General features: G+C 41.1%; 21 protein-coding genes and 1 pseudogene. 17 read left to right on the top strand and 5 right to left on the bottom strand.

Going from position 1 to position 22,903, the window contains the following annotated elements; all coding sequences use genetic code 11:
* Nucleotides 1–8 precede the first annotated feature (8 nt).
* Entirely contained in the window at nt 9–1,379 is a 1,371-nt protein-coding gene (locus HRK21_RS01080) for an MATE family efflux transporter (RefSeq protein WP_069888010.1), read from the bottom strand.
* A gap of 174 nt (nt 1,380–1,553) precedes the next feature.
* On the opposite strand from HRK21_RS01080, the gene HRK21_RS01075 reads away from it, so the two are divergent.
* The 3 genes from HRK21_RS01075 to HRK21_RS01065 all read left to right on the top strand — a co-directional run bounded on the left by HRK21_RS01075 (nt 1,554) and on the right by HRK21_RS01065 (nt 4,292).
* Nucleotides 1,554–2,837, top strand: a complete 1,284-nt coding sequence (locus HRK21_RS01075) for an NCS2 family permease (protein ID WP_070005943.1) — start codon at nt 1,554–1,556, stop codon at nt 2,835–2,837.
* Nucleotides 2,838–2,919: 82 nt separating this feature from the next.
* On the top strand, nt 2,920–3,384 hold the full coding sequence (gene lspA, locus HRK21_RS01070; RefSeq protein WP_003729506.1) for a signal peptidase II: 465 nt from the start codon (nt 2,920–2,922) through the stop codon (nt 3,382–3,384).
* Nucleotides 3,384–4,292: an RluA family pseudouridine synthase gene (locus HRK21_RS01065; protein ID WP_069888012.1), complete on the top strand. Its 909-nt coding sequence runs from the start codon at nt 3,384–3,386 to the stop codon at nt 4,290–4,292. The genes lspA and HRK21_RS01065 overlap by 1 nt, the downstream gene beginning before the upstream one ends.
* 17 nt (nt 4,293–4,309) lie before the next feature.
* Here HRK21_RS01065 and HRK21_RS01060 read toward each other — a convergent pair whose 3' ends face one another.
* Nucleotides 4,310–5,134 carry an STAS domain-containing protein gene (locus HRK21_RS01060; protein ID WP_069888013.1) on the bottom strand — a complete coding sequence of 275 codons (825 nt, stop codon included), beginning with the start codon at nt 5,132–5,134 and terminating at the stop codon, nt 4,310–4,312.
* 87 nt (nt 5,135–5,221) lie between these two features.
* Complete coding sequence (brfA, locus tag HRK21_RS01055) at nt 5,222–5,452, bottom strand: ribosome rescue factor BrfA (RefSeq protein WP_003736940.1); 231 nt, start codon at nt 5,450–5,452, stop codon at nt 5,222–5,224.
* A 231-nt stretch (nt 5,453–5,683) separates the two neighbouring features.
* Between brfA and pyrR the strand changes: the two genes are divergently transcribed.
* From pyrR to pyrE, 10 genes and pseudogenes are all read left to right on the top strand, one after another.
* A complete protein-coding gene (gene pyrR / locus HRK21_RS01050; protein ID WP_003729510.1) occupies nt 5,684–6,235 on the top strand; it encodes a bifunctional pyr operon transcriptional regulator/uracil phosphoribosyltransferase PyrR in 552 nt (183 codons plus the stop codon).
* Between the two features lie 128 nt (nt 6,236–6,363).
* On the top strand, nt 6,364–7,659 hold the full coding sequence (locus tag HRK21_RS01045) for a solute carrier family 23 protein (RefSeq protein ID WP_070005942.1): 1,296 nt from the start codon (nt 6,364–6,366) through the stop codon (nt 7,657–7,659).
* A gap of 83 nt (nt 7,660–7,742) precedes the next feature.
* The gene (locus HRK21_RS01040) at nt 7,743–8,654 is read left to right on the top strand and encodes an aspartate carbamoyltransferase catalytic subunit (protein ID WP_070005941.1); all 912 of its coding nucleotides are present in this window, start codon (nt 7,743–7,745) and stop codon (nt 8,652–8,654) included.
* Complete coding sequence (gene pyrC / locus HRK21_RS01035) at nt 8,642–9,922, top strand: dihydroorotase (protein ID WP_077952715.1); 1,281 nt, start codon at nt 8,642–8,644, stop codon at nt 9,920–9,922. Before HRK21_RS01040 ends, pyrC begins: the two co-directional genes overlap by 13 nt.
* Nucleotides 9,919–11,010, top strand: a complete 1,092-nt coding sequence (locus tag HRK21_RS01030) for a carbamoyl phosphate synthase small subunit (protein WP_003739247.1) — start codon at nt 9,919–9,921, stop codon at nt 11,008–11,010. The genes pyrC and HRK21_RS01030 overlap by 4 nt, the downstream gene beginning before the upstream one ends.
* Nucleotides 11,003–14,215: a carbamoyl-phosphate synthase large subunit gene (gene carB / locus HRK21_RS01025; RefSeq protein WP_070005939.1), complete on the top strand. Its 3,213-nt coding sequence runs from the start codon at nt 11,003–11,005 to the stop codon at nt 14,213–14,215. The genes HRK21_RS01030 and carB overlap by 8 nt, the downstream gene beginning before the upstream one ends.
* Nucleotides 14,216–14,234: 19 nt before the next feature.
* Nucleotides 14,235–15,002, top strand: a pseudogene (locus HRK21_RS01020) (dihydroorotate dehydrogenase electron transfer subunit); the annotation flags it as partial.
* On the top strand, nt 14,999–15,913 hold the full coding sequence (locus HRK21_RS01015) for a dihydroorotate dehydrogenase (RefSeq protein WP_003739244.1): 915 nt from the start codon (nt 14,999–15,001) through the stop codon (nt 15,911–15,913). The pseudogene HRK21_RS01020 and the gene HRK21_RS01015, both read left to right, overlap by 4 nt.
* Entirely contained in the window at nt 15,910–16,611 is a 702-nt protein-coding gene (gene pyrF, locus HRK21_RS01010; RefSeq protein ID WP_070005937.1) for an orotidine-5'-phosphate decarboxylase, read from the top strand. Before HRK21_RS01015 ends, pyrF begins: the two co-directional genes overlap by 4 nt.
* Entirely contained in the window at nt 16,608–17,237 is a 630-nt protein-coding gene (pyrE, locus tag HRK21_RS01005) for an orotate phosphoribosyltransferase (protein WP_069888021.1), read from the top strand. The genes pyrF and pyrE overlap by 4 nt, the downstream gene beginning before the upstream one ends.
* A gap of 40 nt (nt 17,238–17,277) precedes the next feature.
* On the opposite strand, the gene HRK21_RS01000 is transcribed toward pyrE, so the two are convergent.
* Nucleotides 17,278–17,877 carry a short chain dehydrogenase gene (locus tag HRK21_RS01000; protein ID WP_070005936.1) on the bottom strand — a complete coding sequence of 200 codons (600 nt, stop codon included), beginning with the start codon at nt 17,875–17,877 and terminating at the stop codon, nt 17,278–17,280.
* A gap of 86 nt (nt 17,878–17,963) precedes the next feature.
* Entirely contained in the window at nt 17,964–19,676 is a 1,713-nt protein-coding gene (fbpA, locus tag HRK21_RS00995; RefSeq protein ID WP_070005935.1) for an Rqc2 family fibronectin-binding protein FbpA, read from the bottom strand.
* Nucleotides 19,677–19,832: 156 nt separating this feature from the next.
* On the opposite strand from fbpA, the gene HRK21_RS00990 reads away from it, so the two are divergent.
* The 4 genes from HRK21_RS00990 (at nt 19,833) to coaBC (ending at nt 22,900) form a co-directional block, all read left to right on the top strand.
* On the top strand, nt 19,833–20,708 hold the full coding sequence (locus HRK21_RS00990; RefSeq protein WP_069888024.1) for a YicC/YloC family endoribonuclease: 876 nt from the start codon (nt 19,833–19,835) through the stop codon (nt 20,706–20,708).
* 18 nt (nt 20,709–20,726) lie between these two features.
* Nucleotides 20,727–21,344 carry a guanylate kinase gene (gmk, locus tag HRK21_RS00985; RefSeq protein ID WP_003725659.1) on the top strand — a complete coding sequence of 206 codons (618 nt, stop codon included), beginning with the start codon at nt 20,727–20,729 and terminating at the stop codon, nt 21,342–21,344.
* Nucleotides 21,344–21,547, top strand: a complete 204-nt coding sequence (gene rpoZ / locus HRK21_RS00980; protein ID WP_003729523.1) for a DNA-directed RNA polymerase subunit omega — start codon at nt 21,344–21,346, stop codon at nt 21,545–21,547. Before gmk ends, rpoZ begins: the two co-directional genes overlap by 1 nt.
* A gap of 153 nt (nt 21,548–21,700) precedes the next feature.
* Nucleotides 21,701–22,900, top strand: a complete 1,200-nt coding sequence (coaBC, locus tag HRK21_RS00975) for a bifunctional phosphopantothenoylcysteine decarboxylase/phosphopantothenate--cysteine ligase CoaBC (protein WP_069888025.1) — start codon at nt 21,701–21,703, stop codon at nt 22,898–22,900.
* Nucleotides 22,901–22,903 lie beyond the last annotated feature (3 nt).

Raw genomic sequence — 22,903 nt, 5'->3', positions numbered from 1 at the left:
CGCAGAGATTAACTTGAAATCTCTGCGTTTTTTGCGCTTAAGGAAAGTTTTTGCTCCGTTTTCCGAACTCGAAGCGACAAAATAAATGCGGCGACAAATAGGCCAGTACTTAAACCAATCCAGTAACCGAATGGTCCTAAATTCGTGAAGGATAATCCGTAACCTACTGGTAGACCAATTAACCAATAAGAAATAAAGGCGACAATGGTGGTAATCGTCACATCTTTGTAACCCCGAAGTGCCCCAAGAACTGGCGACAAGACAGCATCTGCGAATTGGAACAGAATCGCGTAAACTAAGAAATGCATAATTAAATCAATAAGCGCGGGATCATTCGTGTAAAATCCTGCAATGGTATCGCGGAAGAAAAATAGGATAGCTCCGTTCACACAACCAATTAAAATCGCAGCGGTCATACCGATATGGCGATATTGTTTGGCGTCTTTTAAGCGTTTCGCGCCAGTTTCGTAACCGCCAAGGATGGTTAGCGTGGAAGCGACACTAAGCGGGAAGGCGTAAAGCAACGTACAAACACTATTTGCCGATTGATGTGCCGCAATCGTCTCTGTTCCAAAAGCGCCCATTAAAATCGTCACGGCTGAGAAAATACTCGTTTCAAATAAAATCGTTAAACCATTTGGAACGCCAATCCCGATAATTTCTTTTACTTTAGAAAAACGAAGCGCTGTAAGGCTTTTAAAAATACCGAATTTGCGCAATCTCGTTTGTGTTTGAATCAAAATCACACTCACTAAAACAACGAGCCAATACGTAATCCCTGTCGCGTAACCACTACCAGCACCACCCATTTCCGGAAAACCGAAGTTCCCAAAAATAAAACAGTAATTTAAAAAGATATTAAATGGTACGGTACAAAGTGTAATGAACATCGTCACTCGAGTTAGACCAAGCGAATCAATGAAGGAACGTAAAATCGCAGAAATAAAGAAAGCGGGAATCCCGATACAAATGCCGTTCAAGAAATGACGGGCGATACCCGCAACTTCTGCTGTGACAGGCATGTGTGTCAAAATCGTTGGAACGACCAAAAAATTTATAAGAATTAAAATTAAAGCTAAAAATAAAGCAATATATAGACCGTTATGCACCGTATTTTTGACTTGTTTTTCTTTCTTTGCACCGATTAATTGAGCGATGATTGGCGTGATGGCCATCAGTAACCCAGAAAAGGCGGCATTCACCGGAGCCCAAAGTGAGCTGCCAATTGCTACACCAGCCAGCGCCTGATTCGAATAGTTACCACTCATCGTTGTATCGAAGAAAGTCATGGAGAAAAGCGTGAGTTGCGTAATGACAATTGGTGTGAATATCGTTAAAAATTGTTTCCATTTTGCCCCATATGTGACTGTTTGTTGCAAGTAATCATCTCCTTTTTGCATCCATTCAGATTATAGCACATATCTGGCAAGCTGGCGGCGTAGCAAAAAAACTTTTTCTTTCGTATATGTACTATCTTTGTTATAATAAAGTTCTGTGGCAGGGGCAATACTCTGCGGGTTGGGAGAGGGACAATTTCATAATGAGGAAAAAGTATGCAGAAATTTTTCAACAAAGTATTTCGGCTGAACGAGCATAAAACCAATATCCGGACCGAATTTTTGGCTGGTATGATTGGCTTTTTTACGGTGGCATATATTATTGTCGTCAATAGCTCGATTTTAGCTGAGGCTGGAGTTCCTTATCAAGGAGCAGTCCTTGCGACGATTTTTATTTCGGCGTTAGGTTGTTTGATTATGGGATTTTGGGCAAATGCACCACTTATTCTAATGCCTGGGATGGGGATTAATGCGCTCTTTGCGTATACCCTTGTTCAAGGAATGGGACTAAGTTGGCAGGTTGCACTCGCTGCTGTCACGATGAGTGGCTTACTATTTATGATTCTTGCGTTTACACCACTTGCAGGAAAACTAAATGAAGCTATTCCGCTTATTTTAAAACAAGCGATTACGGTTGGGTTAGGTTTATTCCTAATCTTCCTAGGGCTTGAGAAAGGCGGAATCGTCACGCGCGGGAAACATGCTATTATTGCTGTTGGGGATTTAGGCGATCCTTTCGTTTTAGCAACACTTGTAACATTATTACTAACGATGATTTTAGTTATTCGAAAAATTCCAGGTGCTTTCTTATGGAGTTTAATAATCGGAACAGTTGTTGGTGTGATGTTTGGTGTTGCCGGGAAAGCTGGAGGTGCTTCGATAAGCGTTGCACCATGGAGTGATGTGCTCTTTCAAGCTGATTTTTCCGGAATGGCGAGCGTTGGTTTTTGGAGTGCCGTCTTTACAATGACGATGGTTATTGTGTTTGAAACAGTTGGACTTACAAATGGACAAGTAAGGCAACTGAAGCAAACCGAAAAATTACCACGCATTTTAAAAGCTAGCTCACTGACAGCCTTTTTATCTGGCTTATTTGGTACAAGCCCAACGATCTCTGCACTTGAAAGTGGCTCGATGTTTGCGAGTGGAGCGAAAACTGGTTTAGCAACCATAACGACTGGTCTGTTATTTATCGCATCCCTTTTCTTAATGCCGGTATTATCTTTTATTCCGAACAGCGCGATTGCGCCGATTTTAATTATTATCGGTATGTCGATGCTGCAAGAATTTAAAGAAATGGATTTATCGAATGCGGCAGAAACTTTTTCAGCACTACTGATTATTGTATTAATCCCGCTGACGTATAGTATTGCAGACGGAATTGCGGCTGGTTTCATTGCGTATCCAATTCTTCGTGCCTTCACGAAAAACGAGGAACGTACTTCACCAGTCATGTATGTAATTGCAGCTTTATTTTTGCTTCAATTTATCATACAATAACAAAGAAGTAATGCGCTCTTCTTATTTTTACAGGAGAGCGCGTACTTTTTATCTAACTGATGTGAAAAGAGGGTTCGGAAAAATGTATTATTATCTAATCACCCTAGCTGTAATTGCGCTAGATCAATTGACGAAATGGATAGTTGTTCAAAATATGGAAATTGGACAGAAAATAGAAGTGATTCCTGGTTTCTTATACTGGACAAGCTACCGTAACGACGGAGCGGCTTGGAGTATTTTGGAAGGGCATATGTGGTTTTTCTATCTTATTACCGTCATTGTTATTGGAATTATAATTTATATTATGCAAAAATATGCCAAAGGAAAGCGACTATTTTCTATTAGTTTAGCGTTTATTCTAGGTGGTGCGATTGGTAATTTCATCGACCGGATCTTGCATCAAGAAGTAGTAGATTTTGTACAGACAGTATGGGGAAATTATTACTTCCCAATCTTTAATGTGGCAGATGCCGCGCTTTCAGTTGGTGTCGTACTAATGCTCGTGTATGTTTTTGTAGACGACCGCAAAACGAAAGGAATTAAATAATGCAGAATGAAACATTGATTATAGAAGAAAGCCATGCGCGCGAACGTGTGGATAAAGTGATTGCTGAAATGATGGGAAAGAGTCGTTCAGCGATACAACTTATGCTGAAAAATGGCGATATTACGGTTAACGGAGAACTTGCGAAACCGAATTACAAAGTACAAGTTGGCGACGAAATTCATTATGAAGTACGCGAACCAGAAGAACTGGAAGTGTTAGCAGAAGAGATTCCACTAGATATTTACTTTGAAGATAAAGATATGCTTGTTGTAAATAAACCAGAAGGAATGGTTGTTCACCCATCTGCCGGTCATGCAAGTGGGACGCTAGTGAATGCTTTGCTTTTCCATTGTGATGATTTATCTGGAATTAACGGTAAAATTCGCCCAGGGATTGTGCACCGAATTGATAAAGACACATCTGGCTTACTCATGGTTGCCAAAAATGACCATGCGCATGAATCACTAGCAAAACAATTAAAAGACAAAACTTCGGACCGCGAATATATCGCACTTGTTCACGGCGACATTGTCCACCAAAAAGGAACCATCGAAGCGCCAATCGGTCGGGCAAAAGAAGACCGTCAAAAAATGGCAGTTGTACGCGATGGCAAAGAAGCAAGAACCCATTTTGAAGTGTTGGAGCGTTTACCAGGTTACACACTTATTAAGTGTAAATTAGACACGGGTCGTACGCACCAAATTCGTGTTCACTTGAAATATATCGGACATCCTTTAGCAGGTGACCCGAAATATGGACCGAAAAACACGATAAAAGGCAATGGGCAATTTCTTCATGCTGCAAAATTAGGATTTGACCATCCGACAACGAATGAACGGATGACGTTTGAAGCGCCACTTCCTAATTCATTTGAAAAAGCATTAAAATCATTACGTCAGGAAGATTAAAAAAGAAGCAAGAACACCTATTTACGGGCGTTCCTTGCTTCTTTTTCTTTCATAAGTGTTTTTGTTGCTTGGCGTAAGGTCGCAAATGTTTTAATACCGTGTTGTTCCGCTAGATTAGCTTGAACCATCGCTTTGGCAGTTTGGGGTTGCATACCTGTAACAATCAGCGTAACGCCTACTAATTTAAGTGAGGAGAAAAAATGGTCAATATAAACGCCAATATGAGGAGATTCTAATTGTGCACCTGATAAATCAATGATTAAATAGTTCACCGGTTGCTCGCAAGCTTCATAAAGTGCTGTTTCAGTAATTTGTTTTGCTCGGTCATCCGTAATTTTACCAATCAATGGTAAAAGAAAAACTTTTTCAGCGATCCAAATTAATTTGGTGGATTCTTTAATGATTTGATTTTCTTTTTGGAGCATCAATTGTTCATGCCCATGATTATAACCCTCGATTAAGTGTTGTGTAAAGCTACTAAATACTTGATGAAGTTTAATGCTAAATAAATATAATTCACGGTAATTAGTAGGTTCTATATTGTTTTCTGATGCATAATCGAGTAAAAACTCTTCCAATAAGCGAATGTGAAATAAAATGCGAGAAATTCCAAGTGAAGTGATAAATTGTGCTTTTCCTAATTCGTGAGCGAAAGTATTCATTTTGCCTAAGTCTTCCGTCATGCCGATAAATAAATGTTCTAACACAAAGCCCGTTTCATCCATAAGACGATGATCATTTTTTAAAGTGAAAATATAGGGATCGTCGACGGATACATAATATGTTAGCCAACCTTGCACGACTGTTTCTTTCTGTTGTAATAAGCTATTCATTATGCTCATTCTGTTCACCTCTTAAGTACATGTTTTTAGCTATTTCAGCATAGCACATAGAACTGTTAAAATGGACTAATTTCTAGTGGGAGGGACCTATTTTGAGCTGCTAATATGAAGAAAATGTGAAAACTTAAAAAAAGTTACAAAAAAAGAATCATCTTCTTGGTGATTCTTCCGCTTCTTGCTATAAAGATATCCTTTTTTTGTTTTCGTTTGTTTGGAACTTAAATCGATGAGTGCAAAGGGGCTACGCTTGATTTCAGGATTCAAATGACCTTCGCGTATGAGCTTTTGACGTTTCTTTTTTGCTTTAGATATAGCCATATGTTTGGCCTCCTTTATTTTATTATTTATAGTATAACATGTTTTTTATTTTTTTGATTGACAAAGGGAGTTCTATCGGTTAAGATAATTCTAATGAAATAAAGTCCTTTAACATAGTCCAGAGAGGCTAAGAAGGTGACGATAATTTGACGGGTTATTTGTATACTCGCACGCGTTCCCTTGCTTACACTGGCAGAGGGTTATTTTTTTGCACAAAAGGAGAGATTTCGGATGCAAAAACAAGTAGTTGTCATGGACGAGGCGGCAATCAAACGTGCACTCACTCGAGTAAGTTATGAAATCATCGAGCGAAACAAAGGCACGAAGAATTTAGCGCTTGTCGGTATTAAGACGCGTGGTATCTATCTTGCTGAGCGTTTGCATAAGCGGATACTTGAAATTGAAGGTATTGATGTGCCAGTTGGGGATATTGATATTACACTTTACCGAGATGATTTATCTTTCAAAGATGATAAAACTCGCGAACCCGCTGTACATGGGACGAACATTCCGTTTGATATTAATGGAAAAAAAGTCGTTCTTGTAGATGATGTGCTTTATACAGGTCGAACTGTGCGTGCCGCAATGGACGCTTTAATGGATGTAGGTAGACCAGCGCAAATTCACCTTGCAGTGCTTGCTGATCGGGGCCATAGAGAGCTACCAATTAGAGCAGACTACGTAGGGAAAAATATTCCAACATCTGGAAACGAACGAGTAGAAGTGCGCTTAACCGATGTGGATCATGCAGAAGATGCCGTTATTATTAACAAAAATGAATAACAATGTAACACTTTTTTAAAAGCAGTCCTGTGAGGCTGACAAAGAGTGATTAATTTCTATAGGGGATTATTCTATACTCTTTGTCGTCACAGACAAGGGGTATTTTTTATGAAGAAAGAGGGAAGAAAATGACAGAAACGACAGAAACGACAGAAACAGTGACAAAACCAGTACTAGATATACACGAAAGACCAAGCTTCAATAAATGGATTATTCTTAGCATCCAGCACCTTTTCACCATGTTTGGCTCTACTATCTTTGTGCCAAGTGTGACAGGGTTAAGTCCGGGAGTAGCGCTTGTATCTAGCGGACTCGGGACACTTGCTTATCTAGGAATTACTCGCGGGAAAATCCCCGCATATCTAGGTTCTTCCTTTACCTTTATTGCACCAATTACCGCACTACTTGCAGCAAAATCTGGCGGAGGGCCGGGCGCAGTTATGGTCGGGACTTTCTCTGTCGGTGTAGTATATGCGATTGTTTCTCTGATTGTTTACTACGCGGGTGTTGACTGGATTCAAAAGGTTTTACCACCAATTGTTGTTGGACCAGTCATTATGGTTATTGGTTTGTCACTTGCTCCAAGTGCAGCAGCGATGGCAATGGGAACAAACAATGGCAAATACAGCTTAGAAACTTTGGCAGTAGCAGTAATTACGCTCCTTGCAACCATAATCGCAATGATGTTCTTCAAAGGATTTATGGGCTTGATTCCGATTTTGTTTGGATTCACAGTAGGTTATCTAACGAGTATGGCTTTTGGGATGGTAGATTACACGTTAATCAAAAATGCCTCTTTCTTCCAAATTCCAGATTTCAGTATTCCATTTGTTAATATAGATCCAGTAATTACCGTGACTGTCATTTTAAGTATGGCGCCGCTAGCGTTTGTCACGATGGCAGAACATATGGGGCATCAATTATTACTGAATCGAATTACAAATAAAAATTTCTTTAAAGACCCAGGGCTTCATCGTTCCTTGCTTGCGGATGGTACAGCTTCGATTATCGCATCGTTCATCGGCGGACCACCTGTAACGACTTACGGTGAAAACATTGGCGTTCTTGCAATTACAAAAGTATATAGCGTGTTTGTTATCGGAGGAGCGGCAATTTTCGCTATCCTCTTCGGATTTATCGGTTACATCAATGCAGTTATCACCTCGGTTCCTACAGCAGTTCTAGGCGGCATTTCCCTGTTACTCTTTGGCGTTATTGCAACAAGCGGACTTCGAATGATGATTGAAAATAAAATTGATCTAAGTGTTAATCGTAACATGATTATTGCTTCGGTTGTGCTAGTAGTCGGAATTGGCGGCTTGTTCATTCAAGCGGGAACTTTCCAACTTTCAGGTATGGCGCTCGCAGCAGTTATCGGGATTATTTTAAACTTAGTCTTACCAGCCGAGCACAGATCAGCCTAACGTGACACACGACAAAAAAACCTCTGCAGATAAATACGCCAGAGGTTTTTCTATAAAATGAAGTAGAAAAGGTGGCGCTTTAAATGAAAAATTTGTTGTCAATGGAAGCATTAACCGTCCATGAAATCGAGCATTTATTAGAGCAGGCGGCACAGTTTAAACGCGGAAAAAAAGCAACTTTTACGGAACAGGCTTTCGCGGTCAATATGTTTTTTGAACCGAGTACGAGAACCCATACGAGTTTTGAAGTAGCGGAGAAAAAGTTAGGTGTCGAGGTGGTTTCCTTTGATGCAGCGAGCTCTAGCATGACAAAAGGAGAAACGCTCTACGACACCTTGCTCACCATGCAAGCAGTCGGAGTGAATGTGGCAGTAATTAGGCATTCAGAAGAAAACTACTATGAGGGGCTTGAAGACTTAGATATAGCAATTGTAAATGGCGGAGACGGTTGCGGGGAACATCCTAGCCAATCATTACTCGACTTATTTACGATAAAGGAGCAATTTGGGACTTTTCAAGGGCTGAAAGTAGCGATTGCGGGTGATATCAGGCACAGCCGAGTTGCCAATTCCAATATGAAAGTGTTAAAAAGACTTGGAGCGGAACTGTTTTTCTCGGGACCGAAAGAATGGTTTGACGAAAGTTGCTTAGCATATGGCACCTACTTACCGGTAGATGAGATAGTAGAAAAAGTGGATGTGATGATGCTTTTACGGGTACAACATGAGCGCCATAGTGGAACAGAACAATTTACGAAAGAAAGTTATCATGAAAAATTCGGATTAACAATTGAGCGGGCAGCAAAGCTAAAAGCGGATGCGATTATTATGCACCCAAGCCCTGTAAACCGAGATGTGGAAATCGCTGATAGCTTAGTTGAAAGCGAAAAATCACGCATTGTTACGCAAATGACAAATGGCGTTTTTATAAGAATGGCTATTTTGGAAGCTATTTTAAAAGAACAGGAAATGAGGGCGAAATTATGTACGTATTAAAAAATGGGCAAGTATTAACCGCGTCAGGTGAACTGGAAAACAAAGATGTACTTATTCAAAATGGTAAAGTCAATTTGATTGCGGATTCCATTGAAGTAACAAGCGGCGAGGAATTTGATGCTAGCGGGAAATTAATTGCCCCAGGTTTTATCGACGTCCATGTACATCTTCGTGAGCCGGGCGGGGAACATAAGGAAACCATTTTGACCGGAACGCAAGCGGCGGCACGTGGTGGTTATACGACAATTTGCTCGATGCCGAATACAAAACCTGTTCCAGATTCCAAAGAAGTAATGGAAAATTTACAAGCAAAAATCAAAGAAACAGCGGAAGTTCGCGTATTGCCATATGCTTCGATTACGACAAGTCTCGGTACGGATGAATTAGTGGATTTTGAATCTTTAAAAGAAGCCGGAGCATTTGCTTTCACCGATGATGGGGTGGGCGTGCAGCTAGCTGGAACAATGTACGAGGCGATGAAACGAGCAGCGGCACTAGATATGGCGATTGTGGCTCACTGTGAAGATAACTCGCTTATCTACGGAGGCGTTGTACATGATGGGATTTTTGCTGAAAAAGAAGGTCTGAAAGGCATTCCGAACATTGCAGAATCGGTTCAAATCGCGCGTGATGTTTTACTAGCAGAAGCAGCAGATTGTCATTATCATGTTTGCCATATTTCGACTAAAGAATCTGTTCGCGTGGTACGTGATGCAAAACGAGCGGGTATTCGTGTCACTGCCGAAGTTTCACCTCATCACTTAATTTTAGATGAAGAAGCTATTCCGGGAAATGATGGTAATTGGAAAATGAATCCACCACTTCGCAGTAAAGAAGATCGGGCAGCGCTTTTAGAAGGGTTATTAGACGGAACGATAGATTTTATCGCAACGGATCATGCACCACATGCAGCGGAAGAAAAAAATGTACCGATGGAGCAAGCGGCGTTTGGCATTGTAGGTCTAGAAACAGCATTTCCATTACTATATACACATTTTGTTAAAACGAATGAATGGACATTAAAACAGCTAATCGATTGGATGACTGTGAAACCAGCGGAATGCTTTCAACTACCATACGGGAAATTAGAAGAAGGCAGCGTAGCAGATATCGTCGTGCTTGATTTAGAAAAAGAAGTGATTATTGACCCAGCGACTTTTTATTCCAAAGGAAAAAACACACCATTTGTAGGAGAAACGTGTGTTGGTTGGCCAGTAGCAACGTTTGCGGAAGGAACACTGGTATACAATGAGGGGGAAATCAAATGACAAAGCGAATTTTAATGCTAGAAGATGGCAATTATTTTATCGGTGATGCGATTGGTAGTGAAAAAGAAACTATTGGGGAAGTGGTCTTCAATACAGGAATGACAGGCTATCAAGAAACGATTACAGACCCTTCTTACTATGGACAAATTATTACTTTTACGTACCCACTCGTTGGAAATTACGGTGTGAACCGAGATGATTTTGAATCTATTAATCCAGCTGTAAAAGGGGTTGTGGTTCGTGAAGCTGCAGAATTCCCTTCCAACTGGCGCAATCAAATAACTTTAGATGAATTTCTGAAGGAAAAAGGTATCCCGGGAATCGCGGGAATTGATACGCGTAAATTAACGAAACTGATTCGTAAAGAAGGCACACTAAAAGGTATTTTAGCAGCAGAAACAGCGAACAAAGAGGAACTACTACACCACTTGCGCTCTGTTCGTTTGCCAGTCGATCAAGTACATGAAGTTTCCTCTGCTAAAGCATTCGCAAGTCCTGGCGACGGTAAACGAGTGGTGCTTGTCGATTATGGCGTGAAAAGTTCAATTTTGCGAGAACTGAATAAACGTAATTGTTACGTGACGGTTGTTCCTTACAACACAACAGCCGAGGAAATTCTTGCAATGCATCCGGATGGCGTGATGTTATCCAATGGACCTGGGGATCCGAAAGATGTGCCAGAAGCATTAGAAATGATACGCGGCATTCAAGGCAAGCTACCACTATTCGGAATTTGCTTAGGGCACCAACTGTTTGCGCTTGCGAACGGGGCGGATACATTTAAACTGAAATTTGGACATCGTGGTGCAAATCACCCGGTGAAAGAACTAGCCACTGGACGTGTTGACTTCACTGCACAGAACCACGGTTACGCAGTAGAAAAAGATTCACTTATTGGAACGGATTTAAAAGTAACACACATTGAATTAAATGATGAAACGATAGAAGGGCTGGCACATAAAGAACATCCAGCCTATACAGTACAATATCATCCAGAAGCAAACCCAGGACCAAGTGACGTCAACTACTTATTTGATGAATTTATGGAAATGATGAATGGGAAAGAGGAGGGTGAACTACATGCCTAAACGTGACGATATAAAAACAATTCTAGTAATCGGTTCTGGACCAATTGTTATTGGACAAGCAGCAGAGTTCGATTATGCTGGGACACAAGCATGCCTGAGTTTGAAAGAAGAAGGGTACCGGGTAGTTTTAGTGAACTCGAATCCAGCGACAATTATGACAGATGCAGAAATGGCAGATAAAGTTTACATTGAGCCAATAACCCTCGATTTTGTATCACGTATTATTCGAAAAGAACGTCCAGATGCCATTTTGCCAACGCTTGGGGGACAAACGGGATTGAATATGGCGATGGAACTTTCTGCTGCTGGGATTTTGGATGAATGTAACGTAGAAGTACTTGGGACGGATTTAACGGCAATTAAAAAAGCGGAAGATCGTGAAGCATTCCGAGACTTGATGAATGAACTAGGCGAACCAGTGCCAGAAAGTGACATTATTCATAATTTGGACGAAGCTTATACTTTTGTTGAACGCATTGGCTACCCAGTTATCGTTCGCCCGGCATATACGCTTGGTGGTTCTGGCGGCGGGATTTGCCACAATGAACAAGAATTAATTGAAACAGTGACAAGCGGTTTAAAACTAAGTCCAGTGACACAATGTTTGCTAGAAAAAAGTATCGCTGGTTTTAAAGAAGTGGAATATGAAGTAATGCGGGATGCGAACAATAACGCAATGGTTGTTTGTAACATGGAAAATATTGACCCAGTCGGCATACATACAGGAGATTCGATTGTTGTCGCACCAAGCCAAACGTTATCCGACCGCGAATACCAATTGTTGCGCGATGTGTCGTTGAAAATTATTCGCGCACTAGAAATTGAAGGTGGCTGTAACGTTCAGCTGGCACTTGATCCGGACAGCTATAACTACTATGTTATCGAAGTCAACCCACGTGTAAGTCGTTCCTCTGCGCTTGCTTCCAAAGCGACCGGCTACCCAATTGCCAAACTTGCAGCGAAAATCGCAGTTGGTTTAACACTTGATGAAGTAAGGAATCCAGTAACAGGAACAACTTTTGCCCATTTTGAACCAACGCTAGATTATGTTGTTGCAAAAATTCCACGCTTTGCTTTCGACAAATTTGAGCAAGCGGATCGTCGCCTTGGAACACAAATGAAAGCAACTGGTGAAGTCATGGCAATTGGTCGTTCATGGGAAGAAGCGCTTCTAAAAGCAGTGCGCTCCTTAGAAGTCGGAGCTGACCATCTTTGGCTTGAAGAAGCAGAAAACGCTGACGAAAAAACATTAGAACGCAAAATTTGTTTCCCAGAAGATGATCGTTTATTCTTCTTAGCAGCAGCTTTGCGCCGTGGTCAAACAATCGAACAACTCCACGCGAAAACAAAGATAGATTTATTCTTCTTATATAAGTTAAGTAAAACAATCGAACTGGAAAATCGTATTAAAGAAAACCCGCATAACCAAGAAATTTTGGCAGAAGCGAAACGGGCCGGTTTTTCTGACGCTTTCCTTGCAACTTGTTGGAATGTCGATGAACAAGCGATTTATGACTTAAGAAAAGCACAAAATCTTTTTCCGGTATACAAAATGGTTGATACGTGTGCGGCAGAATTTGAATCGACAACACCTTATTTTTACAGCACATACGAAGAGGAAAATGAGTCAACACGATCAGCGAAAGAAAGCGTGATTGTCCTAGGTTCTGGTCCGATTCGGATTGGGCAAGGGGTAGAATTCGATTATGCAACGGTGCACTCGGTGTGGGCCATTCAACAAGCGGGCTATGAAGCAATTATCATTAATAATAACCCAGAAACCGTTTCGACCGACTTTAGTATCTCGGACAAACTTTACTTTGAGCCTTTGACGTTAGAGGATGTCATGCACGTCATTGAAATCGAGCAGCCGCTAGGGGTCGTTGTGCAATTCGGTGGGCAAACAGCGATTAATTTAGCAGACGGTTTAGCAAAACGCGGCGTGAAAATTTTAGGTACAAGTTTAGAAGATACGGACCGCGCAGAAAACCGTGATGCCTTTGAAAAAGCATTAGAAATCCTACAAATCCCACAACCAGCTGGGAAAACGGCCACATCGGTAGAAGCGGCAATCAACGTAGCAACAGATATTGGCTATCCGGTCCTTGTACGCCCATCATATGTACTTGGTGGTCGAGCAATGGAAATCGTAGAATCAGAAGAAGCATTAAAACATTATATGACGAATGCGGTAAAAGTAAATCCAAAACACCCAGTTTTAGTAGACCGTTACGTAAGCGGCCAAGAAGTAGAAGTGGATGCAATCAGTGACGGCGAAAACGTCTTAATCCCTGGTATCATGGAACATATCGAACGTGCGGGAGTTCATTCAGGTGACTCGATTGCCGTATATCCGGCGCAACGTTTAAGCAGTCAGGTGAAAAATACGATTGTGGACTATACGACAAGACTGGCAACTGGTTTAAACATTATCGGAATGCTGAATATCCAATATGTCGTAGATGGCGAAGAAGTTTTCGTTATTGAAGTAAATCCGCGTTCAAGTCGGACGGCGCCATTTTTAAGTAAAATTACCGAAATCCCGATGGCGAATGTGGCGACAAGAGTTATCTTAGGGGAAAACTTAATCGACCTTGGTTACACGCCAGGACTTGCCCCAGAAAAACAAGAAATTTTTGTCAAAGTGCCGGTGTTCTCTTTCGCGAAATTACGTAGTGTTGATACATCGCTTGGACCGGAAATGAAATCAACCGGAGAAGTTATGGGGAAAGATGTGACACTTGAAAAAGCACTCTACAAAGGTTTTGTAGCGAGCGGGACAACGATGCATGACTACGGGACAGTACTATTAACTGTAGCGGACCGCGATAAAGAAGAAGCGGTAGAACTAGCGAAACGATTTAATCGCATAGGCTTTACTATCATGGCGACAAAAGGAACAGCAAGCACATTAGAAGAAGCAGGTATTCCAGTTTCTCAAGTGAAAAAAATCGGCGAAAATCAAGAAACGCTGATCGATTATATTCGAAATGGCCAAGTAACGCTCGTAGTGAATACATTAACGACCGGTAAACGACCTGAGCGTGATGGCTTCCAAATTCGCCGCGAATCCGTAGAAAACGGGATTCCAGTCTGTACCTCGCTCGATACAGCGGAAGCAATCTTACGTGTACTGGAATCGCGCTCTTTTGAACTAGAATCAATGAATGCCAGTGGAGTAAAACAACCTAAAGCACGAGTATGAATAGAAGAAACGGGGTGGAACCGTGTTACAGACGGAAATGAAGGTTATTCAGCAAACCGAAATTGCAGATAAAGTATACGAACTAATTTTAACAGGGGAATGCGTAGCAGATATGTCGCCGGGACAGTTTTTAATGCTGAAACCGAGTCGTTCTGATTTACTTATGAGACGACCGATAAGTATTTGTTCTTACGATAAAACCGCAAAGACATGCACTCTGTTGTATCGGGTAGAAGGTGACGGGACAAGAGATTTCAGTAAACTTTCAGAAGGGGATGCTATCGATGTGTTAGGTCCCCTTGGAAAAGGATTCGATATCGACCAGATACCTGCACCAAAAACCGCTCTTTTAATCGGGGGCGGAATTGGTGTCCCTCCTATGTATCAACTCGGTAAAGAGTTAGCTGGAAAAGGCGTACAAGTCACGTTTGTAAATGGATTCCAATCTGCGAAAGATAGTTTTTATGAAAAAGAAATGACCGCATATGGCACCGTTCATATTGCGACGGTGGACGGCTCACTTGGAACACAAGGATTCGTCACAGATATTACGAAAAATTTTCCAGAAGAACCAGATGTCATCTATAGTTGTGGACCAAAAGCGATGCTCCAAGCAGTGAAAGCTAGTTTCCCGGAAACGAAAACGTATCTTTCTTTAGAAGAGCGCATGGCTTGTGGCATTGGGGCATGCTACGCTTGTGTTTGTCCAAAAGCAGATGATACGAAAAAACAATTTAAAGTGTGCGAAGATGGCCCAGTATTTCGTGCGGATGAGGTGAGTTTATGAACCGTTTAGCTGTAGAAATTCCCGGATTATCGCTCAAAAATCCGATTATGCCAGCATCAGGTTGTTTTGGTTTCGGACAAGAATATAGCAAATACTATGATTTAAATGAACTTGGCGCGATTATGGCCAAAGCCGTGACGCCAGAACCTAGACTCGGAAATCCCACCCCACGAGTAGCGGAAACCGCAAGCGGGATGCTGAATGCAATTGGCTTACAAAATCCAGGTCTAGAGCATGTTTTAGCGCACGAGCTCCCATTTTTAGAACAATTTGAAACACCGATTATCGCTAATGTGGCGGGTGCGACGGAGGATGATTATGTCCAAGTCTGCGCCCGAATTGGTGAATCGAAAGCAGTGAAAGCAATCGAACTCAATATTTCCTGTCCAAATGTGAAACACGGGGGTATCGCATTTGGAACAGACCCGGAAGTTGCGCACCGTTTAACGAAAGCCGTGAAAAATGTCGCAACTGTACCAGTTTATGTGAAATTATCACCGAATGTAGCGGATATTGTTTCCATCGCGCAAGCAATTGAAGCAGCTGGCGCAGACGGACTGACGATGATTAACACTTTACTTGGCATGCGTATTGATTTGAAAACAAGAAAACCAATCATCGCAAATGGAACAGGTGGACTTTCTGGCCCAGCGATTAAACCGGTGGCTATTCGGATGATTCACCAAGTCCGCGCGGTAAGCAGTATTCCTATCATTGGCATGGGCGGCGTGCAAACAGTAGATGACGTGCTAGAATTCTTGATTGCCGGAGCAGATGCAGTCGCAGTAGGTACGATGAATTTTACCGATCCATTCATTTGTCCAAAATTAATTAACGAACTACCAAAAAGAATGGATGAACTCGGTATTTCTTCCCTACAAGAACTTAAAAAGGAGCGAGCAAATCAATGAATAAACCCATTATCGCGCTAGATTTCCAAACGTACGAAGAAGTAGAACAATTTTTAGCCAAATTCTCTGGAGAAAATTTATCCGTGAAAGTCGGCATGGAGCTTTTTTATAGCAATGGTCCAAGTATTGTTGAAAAAATAAAGCAACAAAATCATGAAATCTTCCTAGACTTAAAATTGCACGACATTCCAAACACCGTCAAAAGTGCCATGGTTGGCTTGGCAAAACTCGGCGTTGATATGGTCAATGTACACGCATCCGGTGGTAAAAATATGATGGAAGCAGCTTTAGAGGGACTTGAGATAGGTTCTGTAAGTGGTAAACGTCCCAAAATTATCGCAGTGACACAACTAACTAGTACAAGTGAGTCGAGTATGCAAAGCGAGCAATTAATAAAAACAAGCCTGCTTGAATCCGTGCTACATTATAGTGCTTTAACAAATCAAGCTGGACTAGACGGTGTAGTTTGTTCCGCACTTGAAGCAGAAGATATCAAACAACAAAATGGCGCTGACTTTTTACGCATCACACCAGGCATACGACTAGCAAGTGACGCAGCAGACGATCAAATACGTGTTGTCACACCAGAAAAAGCGCGTTTGATTGGTTCAACAGATATCGTTGTTGGGCGTTCCATCACCCGCGCAAATGACCCAGTAGCAGCCTATAATCAAGTTTTAAAGGAGTGGAATGCATGAGTATCGAAAAACAAGTAGCCGAACAATTATTAGAAATCAAAGCCGTATTTTTAAAACCGAATGATCCATTCACGTGGGCATCCGGAATTAAATCGCCCATATACTGTGACAATCGTCTAACACTAGGTTTTCCAAAAGTTCGCCAATTTATTGCCAAATCTTTAGCTGAAAAAATTAAACAAACATTTGGCGAGGTTGATGTGGTTGCAGGTACGGCAACAGCTGGAATCCCACACGCCGCATGGGTAAGTGATTTACTTAATCTACCAATGGTCTACGTTCGCTCAAAAGCCAAAGAACATGGTAAAGGAAACCAAATCGAAGGACCAATCACAAAAGGGCAAAAAGTTGTTGTGATTGAGGACTTGATTTCGACAGGCGGAAGCTCATTAAAAGCAGTGGAAGCATTAGAAGAAGCGGGCGCTGAAGTGGTTGGAATCGCGGCCATTTTTACATATGGGCTTGCTAAAGGAAAACAATTGCTAGAAGAATCTGGTACAAAACTAGTAACATTAACGAACTACGATGAGCTAATTGAAGTAGCTTTAAATGAAAATTACGTGACTGGTGAAGATATGGAAACATTAAAAGAATGGAAGAAAAACCCAGAAAACTGGGGTAAATAGAAAGAAGCTCACCTTTGTTACGGGTGAGCTTCTTGTTCAATTAATACACTTTATAACTTTCACCAGTTTGTGCACCAAAGACGCTTTTTTCAAACGCACGAGCGACTTTTGCAGCCTGAACGGGAACGAATCCTTGGAAAAATGATTCGAGTTTGTCCCAAGATTCTTCTAATACATTCGGACTCACTGTATTAATCCGAATTCCACGCGGCATTTCAATCGCAGCAGATTTTGCGAAAGCTGTAACCGCACCATTTGCCATCGCAGCAGAAGCTCCTTGGACAATTGGATCTTCCATCATAATGCCAGTAGTAAGGGTGAAGCTTCCTTTATCATTCAATGAGTCAATGCCCAGTAAGACCAAATTAATTTGCCCACCTAATTTACTACTAATTGTTACCGCATTCTTCTCAGGTGTTAATTCTGTTAAAGGCGAAAAAGTGGCGCTTCCTGTGGCTGAAACAATCGCGTCTACTTTTCCGACCTGTGCGTACATTTTTTTAATACTATCAACATTCGTCATATCGACCGTTACATCACCGCTGTGTCTGCCAGCAGTAATCACTTCAGCTTTTTTCTCCAAACGATCTTTCACCGCAGAACCAAGCGTACCAGAAGCGCCAATTAATAAAATTTTCATTTGTCTATCATCCTTCCAATAAAAAAGTAAAGTCAGTTAACTTGTACCCTAAAATAAAAAGAAAAAACGACTCCAAGAAGGAGCCGTTAATTTTTTAAGGATAAAACTAGTTTTTCATCAGGTGTAACAAAGTAAGTCGTTTGGTTATCATAAATGACATAACCAGGTTTGGCACCATTTGGTTTTTTCACGTGTTTTACGAGCGTGCCGTCGACGGGAACCGTTGCTGAAAGTCGTGCTTTTGAGTAATAGGCGGCAATCATTGCGGCTTCTGTAATCGAGGTCTCGTCTGGATTATTCGATTGAATCACCACATGCGAACCAGGCAAATCTTTCACGTGGAACCAATATTCATTATTTCGAGCTAATTTATTCGTTAAATAATCATTTTGCTTATTGTTTTTCCCAACCAAAATCGATAATCCGGTGGAAGAAGTATATTTTTCTGGAGTAGGTAAAGTCGCTTTTTTGCGGCTGCCTTTTTTCTGTTTGTAGCGGAGATATCCTTGTTCCGCGAGTTCTTGGCGGATTTCTTCCACATCTTGTGGGCCGGATGTTTCAAGTTGTGATTCTACAGACTCTAAATAAGTAATTTCTTCTTTCGTGAGTGCGATTTGCTCTTTCACTATTTCGACAGCGTTACGCAGTTTTTGGTAGCGGCTAAAGTAGCTTTGGGCATTGGCGGACGGTGTTTTTCTAGTATCAAGCGGAATTGTCATTTTCTTCATATCATCGTAAAAGTTTTCTACCGTAATCTCTGCCATCCCACGCTCCATTAAATGCAAATTGGCAGTTAAAAGTTCACCTTGAATACGATAAATATCTGCTTTTTCCGTTTCGAGTAAAGTGTTTTCGAGTTTTTCAATTTTCAGCCTGCTTCGAGCAAGTTCGTTGGATAAGAGTTTTTCTAAATCATGTGCAAATTGATGGACACGATCACGACGCGCTTTGCCAATATAAAAATGGTCTAATAGGGTACTTAAATTTGCGAATTCGGTTGTTTCTGCATCGACATGGCGGAGCGGGAAGAAATAGTAATCCTCTTTATTTTGGATGCGCCACTCATTTGGGATAGAAGCACTTCCTAGGTGCGCATTCACCAATTCCATTACTTCGAAAAAGGCAGCAACTAGCGAATCTGCCGTTAAGTTTCCGGCGCGAAATACTATTTCCCGAGCTAGCAAAGGGCTGAATCCAGCAAAATGCTGTACGAGTTGTTTATCCATGCGACCCGCAGAGAAATCTAGTCTATCCAGAATTTGCTCCGAAGTAACCTCACATGGATTCAACTTATCCGTTGTAGGAGGAAACACATAAGTCGCTCCTGGAAGCAGTGTTCGGTAACTATTTTGCGCTGGAGAAACGTGCTTAATGCAATCAACAATCACATTTTTCGCACGGTCAACAAGGGTAATATTACTATGCCGTCCCATAATTTCTACAAATAAATCACAAAATCGGTTTTCGCCGATGTCATCTTTACCTCGAATACTAAATTGTACAATTCGTTCATTAGGGAGTTGCGTAATTGATTCAATAATCGCACCTTCTAAGTATTTTCGTAGTAGCATACAAAACATCGGTGGTGTTGCTGGGTTTTCGGGAATATCATCAGTCCACTGTATCCGCGCATAGCTTGGATGCGAGGAGATAAGCAGACGTTTGTTTTCACGGTTTTTTCGAATATATAAAACAAGTTCATGCGAGAACGGTTGATGGATTTTCATAATACGTCCACTTTCTCCGTGCTCGGCAAGTTCGTCGGTCATCGCTTTTAAAAACATTGCATCAAACGCCATTAGTTATTCATTCCTTTGTGAGTTAGTTACTTTCTATTTTAACATACATTCTGAAAATGTATTGTATGCAAGGAGTAGCTTTGGTATAATAAGAAGTCAGAACAAATTTCAAGTAATCTTAGAGGGAACTTTAAGTTATGAAAGGTGTCTTGCCAAATGGTGAAAAGCATGACGGGATTTGGGCGTGCGACGAAAGAATTTGAAGCGTTCAAAGTAACCATTGAATTAAAAGCAGTCAACCACCGCTACTCCGAATTTCTTTTTCGGATGCCAAAGCAACTCGCTTATTTAGAAGGAAAATTAAAAAAAATCATAAGTAAGCAAATCAAACGTGGTAGAATCGAAGTTTTCTTTTCCATCACGGGAGAGCAAATATCAAAACGTGAACTACATATTGACTGGGACCTCGCAGATAGCTATTACCGTTTTATCAAACAAGCAAGCGCCAGATATGAATTACAAGAATTACCAACTATGACCGATTTACTGCAAGAACAAGCTTATCTTTCTATTGAGGAAGAAGTGGAAGCAAGTAGCGAACTAGAACGATTAGTTTTAGAAACACTCGCCCGTGCAACCGAGCGACTGGATGAGATGAGAAGTATGGAAGGAGCAGAACTACTGCTTTATTTCAAACAACATCTTGCCGCACTAGAGAAAAGTTTGGAAATGATTCAAGCCGAAATTCCAAACACAGAAAAACATTATCAAGAAAAAATCGAAACGCGTTTACAAAACGTTGTAGGCGATCAATTTGAGCCAAGTATCGTTCTTACCGAAGTCGCAATGCTACTTGAAAAGGCAGATATTAACGAAGAAGTCGAACGAACAAAGAGCCATTTAAAGCAATTTTATGGTATTATTTTACTCGAAGAACCAATCGGACGTAAGCTGGATTTTCTGATTCAAGAGATGAACCGCGAAGTGAACACGATTGGCTCGAAAGCAAGTTCTCTAAAAATCACGGAACAAGTGGTAGAAATGAAAACGACGCTTGAAAAAATTCGAGAACAAGTGCAAAATGTGGAATGATATGCAGGAGGGGAAATGATGACAGAAAGAGGACTGTTAATTGTACTTTCGGGTCCATCGGGAGTAGGTAAAGGAACTGTTCGGGAAGCTGTTTTTAAAGATCCAGAAACAAGTTTTGATTATTCTATTTCTATGACAACGCGTCTTCCTCGTGAAGGTGAACAAGACGGGGTCGATTATTATTTTCGTTCAAGAGAAGTTTTTGAACAAGCTATCAAAGACGGAAAAATGTTAGAATATGCAGAGTACGTCGGTAACTATTACGGCACTCCGCTTGAATATGTCGAGGAAAAACTTGCCGCAGGAGTGGATATTTTTCTCGAAATTGAAGTGCAAGGAGCAATGCAAGTTCGAAAAGCGATGCCAGAAGGGATTTTCATTTTCTTAACGCCACCAGATTTATCTGAACTTAAAAACCGAATTATTGGTCGCGGTACAGAATCCATGGAAGTTGTGGAGGAGCGTATGGAAACAGCTAAGAAAGAAATCGAAATGATGGCGTCTTATGATTATGCTGTGGTAAATGATGTCGTAGCAAATGCCGTACAAAAAATCAAAGGCATCGTCGAAACAGAACACTTAAAAACTGAGCGAGTAATTCATCGCTACAAAAAAATGTTGGAGGGATTACAATGATGTTATATCCATCAATTGATAATTTATTGTTAAAAATCGACTCAAAATATTCGCTAGTTACTGTGGCTGCCAAACGTGCACGCTACATGCAACTAGAAAATGATAAAGGCGTATTGCCAAGCTATCAATCCGACAAATTTGTTGGGAAAGCGTTAGAAGAAATTCACGCTGGAAAATTAGTTTTAAAAAACGACGATAAATAAGCTTTACTGCTCCGCTTTCTTGCGGGGCTTTTTTGTTAGCTAGGTACGCAGTAAAAATAAGTTGAAATGTCGTTTCTTCATGGTTTTGTCCTGTCTTGATTTAAGGTATAATGGAAGTAATGATTTTTTATATTAAAATGAGGTGACTTATCAATGCAAGGGAAAAATATCTTACTCGCAGTGTCCGGTGGCATTGCTGTTTATAAAGCAGTCGCACTTACAAGTAAATTAACGCAAGCAGGAGCAAACGTCAAAGTGATGATGACAGAACATGCACAGGAATTTGTTCCACCGCTTTCATTCCAAGTATTATCTAAAAATGATGTATATACAGATACATTTGACGAAAAAAAATCAAGTGTGGTCGCGCATATTGACTTAGCAGATTGGGCCGATTTAGTAATTGTCGCACCAGCTACCGCAAATGTGATTGGCAAAATGGCAAATGGAATCGCTGATGATATGGTAACGACAACCATTCTTGCAACAGAGGCACCAGTTTGGGTGGCACCAGCAATGAATGTCCACATGATTCAGCACCCAGCAGTTATTCGTAATATTAATCGATTGTACGCAGATGGTGTCCGTTTTATTGAGCCAGAAGAAGGTTACTTAGCTTGTGGCTATGTTGGACGTGGGCGCCTTGAAGAACCAGAAAAAATCGTTCTTCGTATTGCCGAATTTTTTCAAGAAGATAAAAACCTCCTTCAAGGAAAAAATGTGCTAGTAACAGCCGGCGCAACTCGCGAAAAATTAGATCCAGTACGCTATTTCACTAACCATTCAACTGGGAAAATGGGCTTTAGCATAGCAGAATCTGCGGCGCGTCACGGTGCGAAGGTTACGCTAGTTACTACAAGTAAAGCACTTCCCGTACCTCCTGGCGTAGAAGCCATCTATGTCGAATCGGCAGAAGAAATGTATCAAGCTGTGGATGACCGCAAAAGGACACAAGATATCTTTGTGATGACAGCAGCAGTTGCCGATTACACCCCAGCGAAAGTTTCAGACCAAAAAATTAAAAAACAGCCGGGCGATTTTGCCATTGAAATGAAACGAACCAAAGATATTTTACTCGAAATTGGTCAACACAAAACTCTGGACCAAGTCGTGATTGGCTTTGCCGCTGAAACAGAAAATGTAGAAGCAAATGCACGTAAGAAACTAACCTCCAAAAATGCTGATATGATTGTTGCCAATAATATTAGCGTGGCAGGAGCAGGCTTTTCCGGGGACACGAATATTGTGACATTTTACCGAAAAGATGGTTCTAGCGAAGCGCTACCGATACTAGATAAGAAAGAAGTTGCTGAATATATCATCAAAGAAACTGCTAACTTTTTAAGGAAGTGAACG

This window comes from Listeria monocytogenes (genome assembly GCF_013282665.1).
In the GTDB taxonomy this organism is placed as follows: Bacteria; Bacillota; Bacilli; order Lactobacillales; family Listeriaceae; genus Listeria; species Listeria monocytogenes_C.
The sequence above is the reverse complement of the archived record's forward strand: the minus strand, read 5'-3'. Positions and strand labels throughout refer to the sequence as shown.